This is a genomic window from Mesorhizobium sp. WSM4847, assembly GCF_055811335.1.
On sequence record NZ_JBVVPY010000019.1, the window covers coordinates 38240 to 56741 of the forward strand.

The following is an 18502-nucleotide window of genomic DNA, read 5'->3' on the forward strand; positions in this document are numbered from 1 at the left end:
CCCCCCCCCCGGGAGCGGGTTAATTTCCGCCGGCTTGCGCAATACGGCCTTCATCCCGGGCGCGGTTCCCCACTTCAGAGGCCCCCCTCTCCGACCGCTTCGCGGCCACCTCTCCCCCGCTTGCGGGGGCGAGGAACCAAGGTTTCAGAGGTCGCCGACAAGCTCCGTGTAGGTCCTCACCGTCCCGTCCTGCCCGCGAATCCGCCAGGTCTCCCCGTCCCGCGCCTCGACATAGCACGGCCCGAGCGGCACCTTGCCGCCGCCGTCCGGCAGGTCCAGCACGTAGACGGGGTTGCAGATGCCCGACAGGCGCGCCCGCAAGGCGCTGACCAGCGCCCGTCCCTCGGCAATCGTGGTGCGCCGATGCGCCATGCCGCGCGCGAGGTCGCCGTGGTGCAGGTAATAGGGTTTGACGCCGAGGCGGTACATTAGCTCGCGGCACAGCTCCTCCAGCACCTCGACCGTGTCGTTGACGCCTTTCAGCAGGACGCTCTGGTTGAGCAGCACGAAGCCGCCCTGCCGCAACGCGCGGCAGGCTTCTTCGGTGGCCGGCGTGATCTCCCGCGCGTGGTTGAAATGGGTGACGACTGTGACCATCAGCCGGCCCTGCAGCGAGCGAACCATTCCTGACGTGACGCGCGAGGGCAGCGCTACGGGCACGCGCGTGTGGATGCGCAAGAGCCGCACATGCGCAACCGCCTCGATGCGGGCGCGGATTTCTGCCAGCGCCCTGTCCGGCAGCGACAGCGGATCGCCGCCGGTCAGGATCACCTCGCGGATTTCGGGGTGGGCCTCGATATAGGCGAAGGCCGGCTCCAGCGCCTCGCGCGAAAAACCCCGGCCGATCGAGGTCAGCGACTCCTTGCGAAAGCAGAACCGGCAATAGACCGCGCACTGGTAGGTCGCAAACAGCAGAACCCGGTCGGCATGGCGATGCGTCAATCGCGGCACCGGGCTGAAGGCGTGGTCGGCGATCGGATCGTCGAGCTCGCCCTCCTGCTCAGCCAGCTCGTCGGGCGACGGGATGACCTGCGCCCGTATCGGATCGGCGGGGTCGCTCCAGTCGATCAGGTCGAGATAGGCTTTTGGGATGCGAACCTTGTGGCGCGTGGCCGCGGCTTGAGCCGCCGCGCGCTCGGCTGGCGAAAGCGGCAGGGAGTCGAGATCGCGCACCTGCCGCACGCCGGCGCGAACATCGCCCTGCCACGTGCTGTCGTAGGCGGGCTCGTCGTCGGCCGCCATGACGGCGTCGGGGGTATCGAGGTGTGAGGTCATCGCAGGCTCCTTGAATTCGGGCTGGATACAGCATTGGAGCCGGGGTGCGAACCCTTGCCGGATGCACTCGCGAACGCGCACGGCGCCGAAGCTGCCAATCTCCCCCCTCGTGGGGGAGATGCCCGGCAGGGCAGAGGGGGGCGCGAAGGATCGCCAACCTTGTTCGTTCTGAACGCGCAAAGGACGTTCTAAGCGAATGCGCGTGAGAGCGGATCGGTGAGAGAAGTCGGCGGGACAGCGCCCCCCTCTGTCCTGCCGGACATCTCCCCCCACAAGGGGGGAGATTGGCAGCTTCAGCGCCCGCCTGGTTTCTCAGCACGCCCGTCCGGCTTCATGATGATCTCGCGATGCGGATAGGGGATGTCTATGCCGTTTTCCCTAAAAGTGTCCCACAGCGCCAGCAGCACCCTGCCGCGCACGTTGGTCAGGCCTTGCTGAGGGTCGTGGATCCAGAAGCGCAGCACGAAATTGAGCGAGGATTCGCCGAAGTCGGTGAGCCAGCAGACCGGCCGCCGGTCCGCTTCGACACGGCCGACGCTCATGGCGGCCTTGATGGCCAGTTCACTGACCTTATGCGGGTCGGCGTCGTAAGAGACCCCGAAATTCACGTCGAGCCGCACGAGGTTGTCGCTGAACGACCAGTTGATGACCCTTTGGGTGATGAAGTCTTCGTTCGGGATCAGGTACTCGCGGCCGTCGCGCGTCACCACCGAGACAAACCGCGCCCGCAATTCGCGCACCCAGCCGAAAGTGCCTTCGAGCGAAATGGTGTCGCCCGGCTTGATCGACTTGTCGAGCAGGATGATCATGCCGGAGACGAAATTCGAAACCACCTTCTGCAGCCCGAAAGCCAGGCCGACGCCGACGGCACCGGAAAATATCGTCAGGGCCGTCAGGTCGAGACCGACGGAAGACAGGGCGATGGCACCCGCCACCAGCACAAGGCCGACCTTTGCGACCTTGCCGACGAGGACGCGGATCGAGGGCGTCAGCTCTTCGGAGATGCGGACGCGCTCGTCAATATACTTGCCGACGACCACCGCAAGCCAAACCGTGGCGATCAGCAGCAGCGCCGCTTTCAGCACCATGAGCGCCGAAAGGCGCACCGCGCCCAAAGGTATTGCGAGGCCTTCCAGGAAAGTCGCGGCGTCGTCATCGATGCCCAGGATGACGAGGGCCGCATAGATCCAGGTCAGCCAGGCGAGAGCCCGCGCGACAAAGCGATTGCGGACGATGCGCGACAGCACCGACGCAAACAGCCACGCAAGCGATAGCGAGAGCGCGATATAGATGAAATGGGTCCGGCTTGGCCAGGTGACGGCGCGCATGAGAACGAGCGCTGCAAGCAGGAAGACCGTGAACAGTATCCAGTCGGTGCGCCGCAACAGGGCAACGACGACCCTCAACAGTCCGGGATGCCCCTTGATCTGGCGTGCCCGGTTCTCCACGAGCGGTTCGATGCGCTGCGCCGCGAGCTTCGCGACCAGGAAGAGCGTGACGATGATGGCCGCCTGATAGAAAAACCACGGCGTGACGGCGTAGTCGAACCATCGGCTGGCCCAGGCCAGCGATTCATCGATGGCGTTGCGAAAATCCATTACCACACGACCGTTATGGACTGGCGAACAGCACAATGTCGCCGGCCTGGTGAAGGGTCAAGCCGGCACTCTGCGCTTCAGCCCCGCGCCCCCGGCGCCTCCTGGCCGGTCCGCTCAACATGTCAGGGTTAGCCACCGCCATGACGCACGCGGCCAGTCAGCGGCCGCCAGAAACATCAACTGATTGGAAACAACCGCTGGAAAATCGCCAACGCGCAACATTGAATCACTGTTACATTAGCTTGCTCTTAAATTAGATTTAGCGTATGTATGCAGGTGGCCGGTGATCTACCCCCCAACCGGTTAGGCTCGGCGCCAGTCCCGCCCCCCTCAGGCCAACGACGCCGGGCCGCTCGGGGTTTATTTCTTCTTTAAGTATCCCCTACTGTTCCTGTCGCGCAGTTGAAAAGTCGACCGATCGTAGGCCGCTTCGATATCGATCAAGGGGCCTTCACCGGCGGTGAACACATCGACGACGTCCGCGATCCCCTCAGGTGTCGGCCTTCCCGTCGCCAGCCATGGTCGCTAATCTCGGCTCACGGAAAGGCTGGAGAAGCGGAATGGCGAACGACTTGTCGCCAAGGCTTTTGGCGATCGTCGATGCGCTGCCTTTGCGGCAGGGCATGCGGGTGCTGGAGATCGGCTGCGGACCGGGTGCTGCGGCGCGCGAGATCGCGCGCCGGATTGGCGACGGCCACGTGCTGGCGATCGACCGCTCGGCCAAGGCCATCACGCAGGCCAGGGCCGCCTCGCGCGCCGAGATTGCAGCGGGCCGGCTGAGCCTGCGTCAGGTCGCCATCGAGGATTTCCAGTTGGAGGCGGACGAAAAGCACTTCGACATTGCAGTTGCGGTGCGCGTCGGCGCGCTGGACGGGCGTCATCCCGAAGCAGGAAAAATCGCCCTGCAACGGCTCAAGGCCGCGTTGACGGCGCAAGGCCGGCTGTTCATCGACGGCGGCGATCCGCTGCGCGAAATTGTGATACACGGCTGAGCAGCCCGTGCTTCCTTCCGGAATCGAGCGTTTGGGTCATGGTGAGCGGCAACGCCGCTCTGCGCCTCAGCTCCGCAACCCAGGCGCCTCCTGCCCGGTTCGCTCGACATACTCCGTATAGCCGCCGCCGTAGGTATGAATCCCCTCGGGCGTCAGTTCCAGAACCCGGTTCGACAGCGCCGCCAGAAAATGCCGATCGTGCGAGACGAACAGCATGGTGCCTTCATATTGCGAGAGCGCCGTGATCAGCATTTCCTTGGTGGCGATGTCGAGGTGGTTGGTCGGCTCGTCCAGCACCAGCAGGTTGGGCGGGTCGAACAGCATCAGCGCCATCACCAGCCGCGCCTTCTCGCCGCCCGACAGCACCCGGCATTTCTTCTCGATCTCGTCGCCGGAAAAGCCGAAGCAGCCAGCAAGCGCCCTGAGCGGCGCCTGGCCTGCCTGCGGAAAGGCGCCCTCCAGCGTCTGGAACACGGTGCGTTCGCCCTCCAGCACTTCCATGGCGTGCTGGGCGAAATATCCCATCCTGACGCTGGGCCCGCGCGCCACCGTGCCATTGTCCGGCTCGGAAGCGCCGGCGACCAGCTTCAGCAGCGTCGACTTGCCGGCGCCGTTGATGCCCATCACGCACCAGCGCTCGCGGCGGCGCACCTGGAAATCCAGCCCCTGATAGATCGGGCGGCTGCCATAGCCCTTGTGGACGTTCTTCAGCGTCACCACGTCCTCGCCGCAGCGCGGCGCCGGCTGGAAATCGAACGACACTTTCTGGCGTCGTTTTGGCGGCTCGACGCGGTCGATCTTCTCCAGCTTCTTCACCCGGCTCTGCACCTGGGCGGCGTGCGAGGCGCGCGCCTTGAAGCGCTCGATGAAGGCGATCTCCTTGGCCAGCATCGCCTGCTGGCGTTCGAACTGCGCCAGCTGCTGCCGGTCGGCGATCGCCCGCTGCTGCTGGTAGAATTCATAGTTGCCGGAGTAAGCGGTCAGCGAGCCGCCATCGATCTCGACCACCTTGTCGACGATGCGGTTCATGAACTCGCGGTCGTGCGAGGTCATCAGCAGGGCGCCGTCATAATTCTTCAGGAACTGTTCCAGCCAGATCAGGCTTTCCAGGTCGAGATGGTTGCTCGGCTCGTCGAGCAGCATGGCGTCGGGCCGCATCAGCAGGATCCTGGCCAGCGCCACGCGCATCTTCCAGCCGCCGGAAAGTTTTCCGACGTCGCCGTCCATCATCTCCTGGCTGAAGCCGAGGCCGTCCAGCACCTCGCGGGCGCGGCCATCCAGCGCATAGCCGTCGAGCTCCTCGAAACGCGCCTGCAGGTCGCCGTAGCGGGCGATGATGGCGTCCATCTCGTCGGCGCGATCGGGATCGCCCATGGCCGCTTCGAGCGCGCCCATCTCGGCCGCCACTTCGCTCACCGGCCCGGCGCCGTCCATCACTTCGGCAACCGCGCTGCGGCCCGCCATGTCGCCGACATCCTGGCTGAAATAGCCGATGGTGACGCCGCGATCGACCGAGACCTGGCCCTCGTCGGGCTGCTCCTCGCCGTTGATCATGCGAAACAGCGTCGTCTTGCCGGCGCCGTTCGGGCCGACCAGGCCGACCTTCTCGCCCTTCTGCAAGGAGGCGGAGGCCTCGATGAAGACGATCTGCCGGCCGTTCTGCTTGCTGATGCTTTCCAGTCGAATCATGCTTTTCACGCGCGCCCAAGGGAGTTTCCCCGCGCCAATACGCGATAGGCGGCGCCTGCGGAAGCCCGCAAATCAATCGGAATACGACGCCACATTCGAAGTTCGAACTGAATTGGCGGAACCTCAGATAGGGCCGGCAGTTTAGAAAGATGACCTCAAACAGCGAAGGAGGACGAGATGAAGACCCTAACCGCTATTTTGCTCGCCACCTCAATGATCGGGCTGACGGCCGGCACGGCAAGCGCTACCTGCCACGACACGACCGCATCGATCGAAGCTCAATCAGGCGTCGCAAAAGACGCAACGCGCGCGCCCCTCGAAACCGACGCGAATACCGGTAACAGGGTAAAGGGCGGCCCGGCCAACAAGACCGGCAACACCATGCCGCTTGCCAACCAGGAAGCCGGCGGCGATAAAAACCTTGCCACCTCGCAGCAGGATGTCGAGGCGCAGCAGGAGGGCGAGAAGACAGCAGCGGCCAAGGCCGACCCCTGCAAGCCGGACTGACGCGAATTGAAAAGCCGTTTGCAGACGGCGCGCCGCAGCACAAGGCGAAGCTGGATGGTCACCCGATCCCGCCGGTCACCACGTAGGCGCCGGCGGCGCGTCCGTCCTCAAGACGCACGACGGCGGTGACGATCGAGCCATACACGCCGCGCCAGACAATGTGAATTCTCTCATGCTCTTTGGCCGGTAAGACTGCACGCCCGGTGAAGCGCGCGCCGGTCCGTTGCATGCGAATGGGCTCGCCGTTGACATGGACTTTCACGCTGGTCTCGATTCCCGTTCCGGCCACATCTAGCGTGACTGTTATCTCGTCCTGATCACCGGCATGGCGCGTCTCGGCGGCAAGCGCCACGGTCAGCGGCGGCGTCTCGCCGGGCATGCTCGCGTTGTGTCGGGCGAAAAAAACATCGTCGGGAAGTTCCGGCGTGCGCGGCGGGCGGCTGCGGCGCTGGCCAAAACGCTCGAAGTCGCCGGCCAGCCGCAGCAGCCGGGTGTCGTCATAGGCCTTGCCGGCGAAGGTTAGGCCGACCGGCATGCCGATATCGGCCATCGCGCCCATCGGCACGGTGACGGTCGGAATGCCGAGATGGCGCGGCACCAGATTGCCATTGGCGACCCAGGTGCCGTTGCGCCAGGCCAGTGCTGCGGAGGCCTCGTTGACATCCGCATCGGCCGGCCCGACATCGGCGACGGCGGGAAACACCACCGCGTCGAGCCGTTGCGCGGCGAGCCAATCCTCGAAATCGATGCGCCGCGTCGCCTCCAGGCCTTTCAGGCCGGCCTCCAGCTCGGGAATGGCCAGGAATGGCGTGACGCCGCGCTTGGCCCGCTCGACATATTCCGCCACATCAAAACTGTCCTCATAACGGTCCGGCAGCGTGCCCGGCGGCTGCGGAAAGATCTTTGGGCCGTCGACCGACGCGAGATCGGCGATGGCAGGGTCGGCATTGGCGCGCAGGAAATCGTCCCAGGCGAAGACGCACAGGTCCCAGATCTCGCGCTCGGCGAATCCTTTGGGAATCAGCCCGCGATCGACCATGTTTTTTGCTCCCGGCCGGTCGCGCTCGTAGTTGGAGACGACGGGAAAATCGACCTCGACCACATCTGCGCCGAGCCGCCGCAGATCGGCCGCCGCCTGCTGCCACAGTTCCAGCACCGAGGCGCGGGTCTGGATCGCAACGTCCGTATCGCGGCCGATATACATGCGGGGCACGCCGAGCCGCATGCCTCGGAGCGCTCCCTCCAGCTCAAGGCCGGTGTAGCTTGGCGGCCGTACATCCGAGCTCTTCGGCAGCGCCACCCAGGGCTGCGCACGCCAGAAATCGCCCCTTGTGTTCGGATCGTCGGCGACGATCACGTCGAGCAGTTCGAGCATGTCGGGCACGCTACGCGTATGCGGCACCACCACGTCCATCGTCGGCACCAGCGGCCAGTTGCCGCGCACGGAAATGACGCCGCGCGACGGCGTGTAGGCGACCAGCGCGTTGTTCGACGCCGGCGCGCGGCCCGACGACCATGTCTCCTCGCCAAGCCCGAAGGCGGCGAAGCTGGCGGCGGTCGCGGTGCCGGAACCATTCGACGAGCCCGACGCGAAGGCGGCGGTCAGGTAATCGGCATTGTAGGGGCTTTCCGCCCGGCCGTAGACGCCGCGCTGCATGCCGCCATTGGCCATAGGCGGCATATTGGTCAGTCCGATCAGCACCGCGCCGCCGGCCCGCAGCCGCCCGATGGTGAAGGCGTCCTCGTTGGCGATGAGATGCTCGAAGGCCGGCGAGCCGGCGGCGACTGTCATGCCTGATACCTTGTAGCTGTCCTTGGCGGTATAGGGGATGCCGTCCAGCGGCCCGAGCGCAGCACCATTCCTGCGGCGCCAGTCGGACGCGGCCGCCTCCTCGAACATTTTGGGATTGAGCAAGGGAACGGCATTGAGGGCGATGCCATGGCGGTCGTAATGCGCAATCCTGCGCAGGCAGGCCCCGACCAGCTCGACGCTGGTGACAGTGCCGGCCTCCAGCGCCTGCCGCAGCTCTGCGATCGACGCTTCGACGATGTGGAGATCGGTCACTTTGGGAAAGCCAAACGTCTGTTATCCGCAACAAGGTCAAATATGATCTTCGCCTACAATGTCTTGGTGTCCAACAGACCTTCCTCCTTCATCATATCCAGATAAATCTGGACACCGGGATGGCCATGGGAAGAAGCCTTGAGCAACCATTTAGCGGCTTCCTTGTAGTCCGGTTGTCCATCGATACCGCGATAATACAGCATCCCAAGACTGGCTTCGGCATCGACATTTCCCGTTTTCGCGGCAGCCAGCCACCAGAACTCAGCAGATTTGTGGTCTCTGGCGATGCCTTCACCATTGGCATAGGCGTATGCCACGAGGAGCTGGGCCTGGATATCTCCCTGCTTAGCGGCCTTGAGCCACCACGAAACCGCGTCCGCCTTGCTTTTGCTAACACCAGCGCCTTTCGAATAGGCGACCCCCAGGTTCAGTTGCGAACTGACGTCTCCCTGATTGGCCGCCTTGAGCCACCAAGACGCTGCGTCCGCATCGCTTTGGGTAACACCGTTGCCGATTGAGTATGCATAGCCAAGCGCGGCTTGTGCCTGGGCGTTGGCGTGTTCGGACGCTTTACGCCACCAGACGGCAGCCTGAGCATGATCATGTTGAACCCCCCAACCCTGTGAATAGGCTTGGCCAACAGCGAATTGAGCGTTGGGATATCCCTGATCGGCCGCCTTACTGAACCAGGAAAATGCCTTTGCGTCATCCTTGCCCACGCCTTTTCCCAACGCATATGCAGTTCCAACGGCATATTGCGCATCGGCGAGGCCACTGGCCGCGGCTTTCATCCACCATTCGAACGCCCTGCGGTCATCCTTCGCCACCGCCCGGCCTTCTGAATAGAGAACGCCAAGGAAGTGTTGACCATTTGCGTGCCCATTGTCCGCAGCCTTCCGCGCCCACATTAAGGCCAACTGATCGTCTTTTCCGATACCTCTGCCATCATAATAAGCTTGGCTGAGGCCGGACGCACCATCTAGGTTTCCTGCCTCTGCGGTCTTGCGCCAAAAGTTCACTGCCAGCGCGTCATTCCGAGCAACGCCTTGGCCTAACCAATACATCAAACCAATATTGTTCTGCGCATCGGGGTTGCCGGCGTCGGCCACTATCTTCCAGTGGCGGAATGCCTCGGCGTAGTCCTTGTCGAGGAATGCCGCTTGCGCCTTCTGGATGGCCGACCACTGAACGTAATAATTGCGAGCTGGCCAAAACAGCACGACAGCAGCCAACACAAGCAAGACGATGGGAAAGATTCTTCGGCGATGTGGCACGGGCAAAATGGACACAGTTGTGTTCGCCTCAAGCAGCCAGTCTTCACTGCTCACGTTCGCCAATCCATTTGTCGATAGCGGTAATCATTAGCGCACGCCGCCTCTTTCCGAAATATTCGCACCTTGAAAATCTAATCAATCTGGCGCTCCGGCGAAAAGCACCACCCCGTCTCCGCCGCCTGCCGGCCAGTCCCGGATGGTGCGGTCGTAGCCGCCGGTCAGCACTGTTCCGTCAGCGGCGAACGCCACGGCGTAGATCGGTCCGGACCGGCTGTCGAACAGCGCGGTCTCGCTGCCGGTTTCCATGTCCCACAGCCGTGCCGTGCCGTCGAGCGAACCGGACAGCAGCCGCTTGCCGTCGGTCGACAGCGCCAGCGCATAGACCGTGGCCGAATGGCCCTCGAGGCGGCGGACTTCGCGGCCGCTGTCGAGATCCCAGAGCTTGATCGTATAATCGCCGCTGCCGGTGATCAGATGGCGCCCGTCGGCCGTGAACACCACGCCATAGGGGCCGCGCTCATGCCCGTGCCAGCTGCGCAGCTGATTGCCGGTGCCGATGTCCCATAGTTTTAGTGTGCCCTCGATACTGCCGCTGATCGCGCGTGTGCCGTCGGGCGAGACGGCGACCCCGCTGATCGACCAGTCGTGCCCCGGCATCACATGCAGCACCGAGCCTTTCTCGATATCCCAGACGATAACCCTGCCGGTGTCGTGTCCGCTGACGGCACGTTTGCCGTCCGGGCCGATCGCGAGCTTGTTGACGCCGCCGTTCTGGCCTGACGAGAAGACGTGCAGCACCGCGCCATCGGCGAGCTGGCGCAGCACGATCTCGCCATCGTCGCCCGCCGTCAGCGCCCGCGCCCCATCGGGCAGGAAAAGCGCGGTACGCGCCATGTCCTTGTGGATGCCGAGGGTGCGGATCAGGCGCTTGCCATCGATATCCCAGAGCTTGATCGTGCGGTCGGTACTGGCGCTCATGATCGAGTGACCGTCGGACGCCACCGCCAGCCAGACGACGGGCTCGCGGTGGCCATCGGGCTGCGTCGGCTGCGGCGGCGGAGCCTGAGGCAGCGGCGCGACGGTCTGCGGTGGCGCAGCCGGGGCTGGAGCAGGCTCCGGCGGTGAGACAGGTGGGGCAAGCGCGACCTCGGATGGCGAGGCAGGAGCCGCTTCCGGTTCCGGGGCCGGTGCGCTGGTGACCTCTTGGCTTTCCGGCGCGCTCGGCACGGTTTGCTCGGCGATCAGGCTTTTGCCGGCGTCCTGTGGCTGCCGCGACCAGGGGCCGAGTTGGTCGGCCACCAGAGCGAGCACGGCGAGGAACGGAACGACGGCAAAGAGCCGCCGCAGGCGTGGTCGTCCGCCGGGTTGCAGTTCGGCGCCCCTGCCGAACAGAGGCGTCTTCGGAGCGAGCGTCGATCGGCCCGGCAACAGGCCGGCCCAGAACAGCAGGGCGGCAAGAGCTGAGAAAACACCCGCGGCGCCGAAAAAAGCCAGGCGCGCGGACGCGAAAGCGTCGCCGGCGCCCTCGCCGCCCAGCGCGAAATACACGCGTGTGAAGCAGAGCATGCCGATCGCCAGCAGCAGCATTGCCAGCAGCCTGTCGACAAACCTGTTCATCGGGCTCCCCTCGCGCCGCTGTTCGCTTCGTCCGCAATGATGCAGGTCGGCGCCGGGTTTGTCGATGCCCGGTCAATTCCGAAGAGCGAAACAGCGAGCGCAAAACACGCGCCTGCGCCAAAGCGCTCGATATGGCCTGGCGACACTCTTGGTCGCCGCAATGTTGCCCGGTCGCGCGCTAGAATCGCTCGGCAGGGCTCAAGACCGATCGAGGCCAATGATGGATGGGTGGAAATTACCGTGGGAAGGCGGCTGCCTGTGCGGTGGGATACGCTTTCGCATAAGTGCGCCGCCCTTGCTGACCATGGCCTGTCATTGCACCGGCTGTCAGAAGCTGAGCGCGAGCGCTTATTCCCTGACTATGGCGGTGCCAAGCAGCGGCTTCACCGTTACGCAAGGCGAGCCGGTGGTCGGCGGCATGCATGGCCCGCACCGGCAACTCTACTGCCCGCACTGCAAGAACTGGATGTTCACGCATCCGCACGGCCTGGACTTCTTCGTCAACGTTCGCGCTACCATGCTGGATGAGCATCATTGGTATGTGCCCTTCGTCGAGGTCTTCACGTCGGAAAGGCTGCCCTGGGCAACGACCGCCGCCAGCCACAGCTTCGCCACCCAACCCGACCTTGAGGGGTATACGCCATTGATCGAGGCCTTCGCCCGCGAAGGCGCGCGACCGGGCTGACCGGTTGCGCATGAAGGATTAAGATTGGCGAAACCGCCAATGACGGCCAATCTCCGCTCTCACCGCAACTCCACCCACACCGGGGCGTGGTCGCTGGCGCCGGGCTCGCCGCGGACGTCGCGGTCGATGCCTGCCCCGGCCAGCCGGCGCGTCAGTTTCTTGGACAGCAATATATGATCCAGCCGCAGGCCGGCGTTGCGCGGCCAGCGGTTGCGGCGATAATCCCAGAATGTGTAGAGCGTCTCCTTCGGGTGTCTTTTGCGCAGCGCATCGGTCCAGCCCTGGTCGAGCAGCGCTGCGAAAGCGGCGCGGCTTTCCGGCTGCACCAGCGCATTGTCGTCATAGGAGCGGGTCGGATAGATGTCGCGCGGCTCGGGCACGATGTTGTAGTCGCCGGCCAGCACCACCGGCAGGCCGGTGTCGAACAGTTCTTCCGCATGCGTGTTCAGGCGCTCGTGCCACGCCAGCTTGTAGGTGAATTTCGGGCCGGGTTGAGGGTTGCCGTTCGGCGCATAGAGGCAGGCGACGACGATGCCGCTGACCGCCGCCTCGATGTAGCGGGCCTGGTTGTCGCTGTCGTCGCCAGGCAGCGCCTCGCGGGTCAGAACGGGTTCTGAACCCCGCGCCAGTATGGCAACGCCGTTCCAGGTCGGCTGTCCCACCCAAACCGCGCCATAGCCGGCCGCGGCGAGTGCTGTGCGCGGAAACTGCGTCTGCCTTGCCTTCAGTTCCTGCAGACAGACGATGTCGGGCTTGGCGACAGTCAGCCAGGCGAGCAGGTTCTGCAGCCGGCCGTTGATGTTGTTGACGTTGAAGGTGGCGATCTTCATCGGCCTGCTTCAGCGCACGATGCGTTCGGTCCACGCCTTCACCGCATCGGCGAGAGTCTTCAGATGATCGGCAGTGGAGAAGCCGGAGATGCTCTTGCGCGGTTTAAGATCGTGGTCGCCGTCTTCCAGCCACCGCATTTCGATGGTGTCGGAAAGATCGTAGGTCGCGACCTCGTCCCTGGTGCCGAACTCGTCGCGTGTGCCCTGAAAAATCAATGTCGGCGTCTTGAGACCGGCGAGGTGTTTTGTCCGAAGCTGCGTCGGTTTCCCCGGCGGATGGAAGGGATAACCGAGGCAAAGCAGCCCTGAAATCTCGTCCTTCGAAAACATCTCGTCGGCGATCATCGAAGCGACGCGGCCGCCCATCGACTTGCCGCCGATGATGAGCGGCCCGTTCACGCCCTTCGCCCTGAGGTCGGCGATCGCCTTGATGTATTCCGGGTTCACCGTCTCGGCGCGCGGCGGTGGCTTGCGATGGCCGTAGCGGCGGGCCGCCATGTAGTGGAACTCGAAGCGCGCAATGCGAAACCCGGCTTCGGCCAGCGCTTTTGCCGTGGCGGTCATCGAGGCAGAATCCATCGGCGCGCCGGCGCCATGGGCGAGCAGGATGGTGATGGCGGCGGTGTCTGGGCCGTCGAAGAGGAAGGTGGTCATGGGAACTCCAACGTAGACGACCCCTTCTCCCCTTGTGGGAGAAGGTGGCCGAGCGAAGCTCGGTCGGATGAGGGGTGTTCCAGGGAACGCCAACGCCTCATTTCTTCCAGCACCCCTCATCCGTCTCGGCGCTAAAGCGCCGATCCACCTTCTCCCACAAGGGGAGAAGGGAGCGCCATCGCCTCACCCCGCCGATTTGTGCGCCAGCTGCAGATCGACAAACTGAATACCCTTGGCCGCCATCCGCGCCCATTCGGAGCCGGCGTCGAGCTCGAGATAGCGCGACCAGTTCCGCCGCGCCTCGGCGAGGTTGCCGGCGTCGAACTCCAGCCTTGCCAGGTTGAACACCGCGTCGGCATAGTTTTGGTCGAGCGCTATCGCCTTCTGCAGGTGCCGCCGCGCCGAGGCCTCGCGACCCTCATCGCTCATCAGCCCGGCCAAATTGAACCAGGCCTCGACAAAGCCGGGGTCACACTTGATGGCGCGGGCATAGTCGTGCGCCGCCTCGGCCGCGCGTCCGGCGGCGCGCAGGCAGTTGGCGCGGTTGAAGGCGGCGATCGCATCGCCCGAATCGATGGCCAGGCAGCGCTGGTAGAGTGCTGCCGCCTGCTCGTGGTCTTCAGCCTCTTCCGCGGCTTCGGCGTCGGCGAACAGTTCTTCCAGCGTGTCGTCATCCGGCGACCCCAAATCGAACAGCAGCTGGCCGTCGAGTTCGCTCTGGCCGCCCTCGAGGTAGATCTGATCGGCACGCCCATGCTGCGAGCCGACATTCAGCGACTTGGCGGTCAGCGAGGCGATCGGACCGCAGCGGTGCACCGAGCGCGCGATCGCCCCCCACGAGGCGCCGCCGGCAATCAGCCCGGCATATTTGCGGGCCAGGATCAGGTCGCGAAACGAATAGGGTTCGCCATCATGCTCGAAGGCATCGAAAAGCGACAACAGGTCGAGGTTGGCGGCGGCAAGCCGCGACTGGTCAATGAGCGACTGCCTGGGCAGCGCCGAAGCCTCCGGCGCCTTGATCAGCCCGAGCAGGCGCAAAAAACCGTTTTCGCTGATCAGCTTGCGCCCGGCCGCACGCTCGGCGGCGACGCGGCGCTCGATCTCGGCATCCCCGGCCTTGGCCAGAAGCGTGCGGCCGAACACGACATGGCTGGTGCGCCTGTTGACGCCGCGTCGCAACTGGCCCTGCCGGCGCTCGACTTCACGCGCCGCCAGCCTCAGCGGGAACGCCGCCAGCGCGCCGATCGCGCCGAAGACGCTGCCGGAAATCATACCGGTGGGCGCTGTCACCCTTTGCTCTTGCCGACGGCCTTGAGCAGATTGGCCTTGAGCGGATTTTCCTTGGCCGCGCCGGCGCCGCCCCTGGCGGATTTCGTTGCCGGTTTCGCCGCTTCATCGGCCTTGCTCTTGCTCTTGGCCGGCGGCTTGGCCGACTGCGACAGGCTGGCCTTCAGCGCATCCATCAGATTGATCACATTGCCGCGCTCGGGCGCTGCCGCGATGATCGGCTTGTGACCCTTGAGCTTCTCGCGGATCATCGCCATCAGCGCGATCTCATAGCGATCCTCGTAGTTCTTCGGATCGAAGGTGGTTTCCTTCTGCTTGATCAGCGCTTCGGCAAGCTGCAGCATTTCGGGGTCGGGCTTGCCGGCCGGGATGTTGCCGAAATATTCAGCCGTGCCGCGCACTTCGTTCGGGTTCCTCAAGGTGCAGACGAACATGCCGTTCTCGCGCGCGCCGATCGTCACCACGCGCTCGCGGCTGGACAGCACCAGCCGCGCGATCGCCAGCTTGCCGGACTTGCGCATCGCTTCGCGCAGCACGGCGAAGGTTTCCTCCGCCATCGCGCCATCCGGCGCCAGGTAGTAGGGGGCGTCCTGATAGATGACGTCGACCGAATGCTCGTCGACAAAGGCTTCGATGTTCATCGTGTGGTTGGATTCGATGCGCACCGCCTCGAGGTCGGCATCTTCGATGATGATGTACTGCTTGTCCTCGTATTCGTAGCCCTTGACCAGATCCGAGCGCTCGACCAGCCCGAGCTCGGGATCGACCGGCTTCATGTTGATGCGGTTGTGGGTGTCCTTGTGCAGCTGGTTGAAACTGATGCGCTCGCTGGCACTCGTCGCCGGATACAGCCGGACCGGACAGCTGACGAGACTGAGCTTGAGGTAACCTTTCCAACTTGCCCTGGGCGCCATGAAACTCTCCTACGCGGCCGTGCACCGTCGAACTGTTCGCAGCGCTTCGTCCAAAGGACGAACGGCGCCGCGCAAAACCTACATCGCCCTCACAATACCGGCAAATCCCTAGCGAAATCTTCCATGTCGGCCCAGGGATCGCCGGAGGTGTTTAGAAGGCCCGGCAGCGAAGAATAATTCAAATCTTCCGGAGCGTCGATGGATTCCAGATCGGACCAGCTCACCGGCGTCGAGGCCGGCAGGTTTGTGCGGGCACGCAGCGAATAGGGTGCCGCCGAAGTGTGACCGCGCGCGTTGCGATGAAAGTCGATGAAGATGCGCCGCTTGCGGTTGTCCTTGCCCATGGTGGTGGTGAAGGTATCGGGCGCCGTGGCGGCCAATGCCGAGGAGATGGCGCTGGTCGCCTGGTGCAGCTTCTTCCAGTTCTGTTTTTGCGTCACCGGCACTGATATGTGGATGCCCTTGCCGCCCGAGGTTTTGGCAAACGGCACCAGCCCCATCGCCTCCAGTTCGGCGCGGATATGCACCGCCGCCTCGACCACCTCGCGCCAGCCAACCCCCTCACCGGGATCGAGGTCGAAGACGATCAGGTCGGGTTTGTCGAGCCGCGTGCGATGGGTGCCCCAGGTGTGGAACTCGACGACGCCGAACTGCGCCAGCGCCAGATAGCCCTTGGCATCCTCGACCGACAGGTAGGATTTGGTCTCGCCCTCGGAATTGGTCGCCTCGAAAGTCGCCACCGATTTCGGCATGCCGGTGAAGGCATGGCGCTGGAAGAAGCAGTCCTGCGGCTTGCCGGTCGGGCAGCGCACCAGTGACACCGGGCGGCCCAAAATATGCGGCAGCATGAAGTCGCCGACCAGCGCGTAATAAACGGCGATATCGAGCTTGGTCGGTCCGGTTCTGCCGAACAGCCGCCGCGTCGGGTTGGTCACCCAGATCGTGGCGAGGTCGGCCTCGGCGATCAACCGCTTGCGCTTGGCCGATACAGGCGTCGACAGGCCGACGTCGCGCAGTCCGCGGAACACGGCATGGCGCAGCGCATTGTCGGTGGTCCGGTTGGCATAGTGGATATGGGCCGAAAGCAGCGGCCGCACCCAGTTCATCTCGCGCATGATCTCGCGTGGAACGCCTTCGGGTGCAGACGCGCCGGCGCGCAGCGGCTCCAGCCGCGCCAGCAACGCGGTGGCGGTGGCGGCGTCGAAGCCGGTGCCGACCTTGCCGCGATAGTGCAGCTCGCCATCCTCGAATTCGCCGAGCCCGAGTGCGGCCAGCCCCTCGGCTGCAGCGGAGGTGGTGTAGCCGGCGATGACGAAATCGCCGGTCTTCAGCGCCTTGGTCTTGGTCCACGTCTTGGTGCGGCCGCTCTGGTAGATCGCCGTGGCGCGCTTGGAGACGATGCCTTCCAGCCCCATCTCGGAGGCCTGGTCGTAGAGCGCCTGGCCATCGCCTTCGACATGGTCCGAGAACTGGATGGCGGAGTTGGCGCCCAGGCCGGACAGCAATTGCGACAGCAGCGCCTTGCGCCGGCCGAGCGGCGCTTTTGTCAGGTCCCAGCCGTCGAGATACAACAGGTCGAAGGCATAGAAGTGGAGCTTGTTGCCGGCGCCTTGCGCCAATGCCTCCTGCAGCAGCGCGAAGCGGCTGATGCCCCTCGCGTCGAGCGCAACGACCTCGCCGTCGATGATTGCATCGCGGCAGGGCAGCCTGGCAAAGGCGAGCGGCAGGTCGCCATAGCGCCTGGTCCAGTCGAGGCCGGCGCGGGTGATCAATTTGACCGCGCCGTCGGCCAGATGCGCCATGGTGCGGTAGCCGTCGAATTTTATCTCGTGCAGCCAGATTTCGCGCGTTTTTTCGGCAGGGCTTTCGCCGCCCGGCGGCTTCGGAACCTGCGTGGCCAGCTGCGGCTCGATCCGGGAAGGCAGCGGCGCCTTGACCGCACCCGGCAGCGCACCGGGTTTCAATGCCACCGGTTTCGCAGGCCTTGCGGCAGGCTTTGCCACCAACTCCTCGATGCGACGGCCGGATTTGACGCTTTCCGGCCGGGCTTCCAGTATGTCGAGCCTGGCGTCGGCGGCGAGGTCGCGCTCCTTGAACAACAGCCAGTTCTTTTTGCCCTCATCCTCGCCGGGCTTCGGTTTCAGCCTGGTCAGCATCCAGCCGCCATTCAGTTTCTCGCCGGCGAGACGAAATTTGAACGAGCCGGTGCGCAAGCTCTTTTCGACATCGTCCATCGGCGCCCAGACGCCGGTGTCCCAGACGATCATCGGCCCGCCGCCATATTCGCCCTCGGGAATGACGCCTTCGAAGTCGATATATTCGAGCGGATGGTCCTCGGTCTCGACCGCCAGCCGCTTGTCGGCCGGATTGAGCGACGGGCCGCGAGGCACCGCCCAGCTCTTCAGCACGTCACCGACTTGCAGGCGAAGATCGTAATGGTCGGCGGTGGCATGGTGCTTGTGGACGACGAAGCGATTGCCTTCTGCGGCAACCGGCCCGCCGGCGGGCTCCGGCGTCTTGCTGAATTCGCGCTTGGCGCGATAGGCCTTGAGTTTGGAGGGAGCTGGCATGTCAAAGACCGAAGCGCGCGGCAGTCAGCAACCAGCGTCTCATTCCTTCGCGCCCCCCTCTGTCCTGCCGGACATCTCCCCCACGAGGGGGGAGATTGGATGTCACGAATGCTTTCGCCAATCTCCGACGTCGCAAAGAGGGCGCCAACAGTGACGCTGCCGATCTCCCCCCGTGTGGGGGAGATGTCCGGCAGGACAGAGGGGGGCGCTGTCCCGCCAGCATCAAAATTCCACCGCAGCGGCGCTCACGCAGCTCAATCGTCGGTGGCCGGCGTCAATTCGAGCTCGGCAGGCGACAGACCCTGCTGGAGCTGGCTCAGCCGGAATTCGTCGACCCAATAAGCCTCGCCGTCGACGAGGACACGCGCCTTGTAGGCGCCGGCGGAAAAGCTCTGTGCGGTGATGTAGACCTTGTGGCGGCCGAGCGCCCTGCGCACTGCAGCGCGCTTGGAATTCTGGCTGGTGACGGAACTGGCCATGGACTGCTCATACACACGCCGCCGCAGGAGAAGACGGCTGGCATAAGGATGGCCGAGACAGACGGT

At 64.5% G+C, this 18502-nt stretch carries 15 protein-coding genes; 3 read left to right on the forward strand and 12 right to left on the reverse strand.

What is annotated here, in order from left to right; all coding sequences use genetic code 11:
• Positions 1-144 precede the first annotated feature (144 nt).
• Both AC0L28_RS24575 and AC0L28_RS24580 read right to left on the reverse strand, forming a co-directional pair.
• Positions 145-1275: a KamA family radical SAM protein gene (locus AC0L28_RS24575; RefSeq protein WP_287346168.1), complete on the reverse strand. Its 1131-nt coding sequence runs from the start codon at positions 1273-1275 to the stop codon at positions 145-147.
• Between the two features lie 293 nt (positions 1276-1568).
• Complete coding sequence (locus tag AC0L28_RS24580) at positions 1569-2873, reverse strand: mechanosensitive ion channel family protein (protein ID WP_287174951.1); 1305 nt, start codon at positions 2871-2873, stop codon at positions 1569-1571.
• Between the two features lie 560 nt (positions 2874-3433).
• Here AC0L28_RS24580 and AC0L28_RS24585 point away from each other — a divergent pair.
• Positions 3434-3865 carry an SAM-dependent methyltransferase gene (locus AC0L28_RS24585; RefSeq protein WP_287174953.1) on the forward strand — a complete coding sequence of 144 codons (432 nt, stop codon included), beginning with the start codon at positions 3434-3436 and terminating at the stop codon, positions 3863-3865.
• A 66-nt stretch (positions 3866-3931) separates the two neighbouring features.
• Here the strand turns inward: AC0L28_RS24585 and AC0L28_RS24590 are convergent, their stop codons facing one another.
• Positions 3932-5554, reverse strand: a complete 1623-nt coding sequence (locus tag AC0L28_RS24590) for an ABC-F family ATP-binding cassette domain-containing protein (RefSeq protein ID WP_287174954.1) — start codon at positions 5552-5554, stop codon at positions 3932-3934.
• A 177-nt stretch (positions 5555-5731) separates the two neighbouring features.
• On the opposite strand from AC0L28_RS24590, the gene AC0L28_RS24595 reads away from it, so the two are divergent.
• Positions 5732-6061, forward strand: a complete 330-nt coding sequence (locus tag AC0L28_RS24595) for a hypothetical protein (protein ID WP_023799016.1) — start codon at positions 5732-5734, stop codon at positions 6059-6061.
• A gap of 58 nt (positions 6062-6119) precedes the next feature.
• Here AC0L28_RS24595 and AC0L28_RS24600 read toward each other — a convergent pair whose 3' ends face one another.
• From AC0L28_RS24600 to AC0L28_RS24610, 3 genes are all read right to left on the reverse strand, one after another.
• A complete protein-coding gene (locus AC0L28_RS24600) occupies positions 6120-8126 on the reverse strand; it encodes an amidase (RefSeq protein ID WP_473480801.1) in 2007 nt (668 codons plus the stop codon).
• A 53-nt stretch (positions 8127-8179) separates the two neighbouring features.
• Complete coding sequence (locus AC0L28_RS24605) at positions 8180-9454, reverse strand: tetratricopeptide repeat protein (RefSeq protein WP_287174959.1); 1275 nt, start codon at positions 9452-9454, stop codon at positions 8180-8182.
• An 81-nt stretch (positions 9455-9535) separates the two neighbouring features.
• Positions 9536-11017, reverse strand: coding sequence for a WD40 repeat domain-containing protein (locus AC0L28_RS24610; protein ID WP_287174961.1), 1482 nt, complete (start codon positions 11015-11017; stop codon positions 9536-9538).
• Positions 11018-11237: 220 nt separating this feature from the next.
• On the opposite strand from AC0L28_RS24610, the gene AC0L28_RS24615 reads away from it, so the two are divergent.
• On the forward strand, positions 11238-11702 hold the full coding sequence (locus AC0L28_RS24615) for a GFA family protein (RefSeq protein ID WP_287174972.1): 465 nt from the start codon (positions 11238-11240) through the stop codon (positions 11700-11702).
• A 59-nt stretch (positions 11703-11761) separates the two neighbouring features.
• On the opposite strand, the gene AC0L28_RS24620 is transcribed toward AC0L28_RS24615, so the two are convergent.
• The 6 genes from AC0L28_RS24620 to AC0L28_RS24645 form a co-directional block, all read right to left on the reverse strand.
• Positions 11762-12532, reverse strand: coding sequence for an exodeoxyribonuclease III (locus AC0L28_RS24620; protein WP_473480806.1), 771 nt, complete (start codon positions 12530-12532; stop codon positions 11762-11764).
• 9 nt (positions 12533-12541) lie between these two features.
• Entirely contained in the window at positions 12542-13186 is a 645-nt protein-coding gene (locus tag AC0L28_RS24625) for an alpha/beta hydrolase family protein (protein ID WP_128172991.1), read from the reverse strand.
• A gap of 183 nt (positions 13187-13369) precedes the next feature.
• Positions 13370-14458, reverse strand: coding sequence for a tetratricopeptide repeat protein (locus AC0L28_RS24630; RefSeq protein ID WP_473480927.1), 1089 nt, complete (start codon positions 14456-14458; stop codon positions 13370-13372).
• A 14-nt stretch (positions 14459-14472) separates the two neighbouring features.
• The gene (gene ku, locus AC0L28_RS24635; RefSeq protein WP_023799023.1) at positions 14473-15387 is read right to left on the reverse strand and encodes a non-homologous end joining protein Ku; all 915 of its coding nucleotides are present in this window, start codon (positions 15385-15387) and stop codon (positions 14473-14475) included.
• Positions 15388-15476: 89 nt separating this feature from the next.
• Positions 15477-17957 carry a DNA ligase D gene (gene ligD, locus AC0L28_RS24640; protein WP_473480810.1) on the reverse strand — a complete coding sequence of 827 codons (2481 nt, stop codon included), beginning with the start codon at positions 17955-17957 and terminating at the stop codon, positions 15477-15479.
• 254 nt (positions 17958-18211) lie between these two features.
• Positions 18212-18436: a hypothetical protein gene (locus AC0L28_RS24645; RefSeq protein WP_023799025.1), complete on the reverse strand. Its 225-nt coding sequence runs from the start codon at positions 18434-18436 to the stop codon at positions 18212-18214.
• Positions 18437-18502 lie beyond the last annotated feature (66 nt).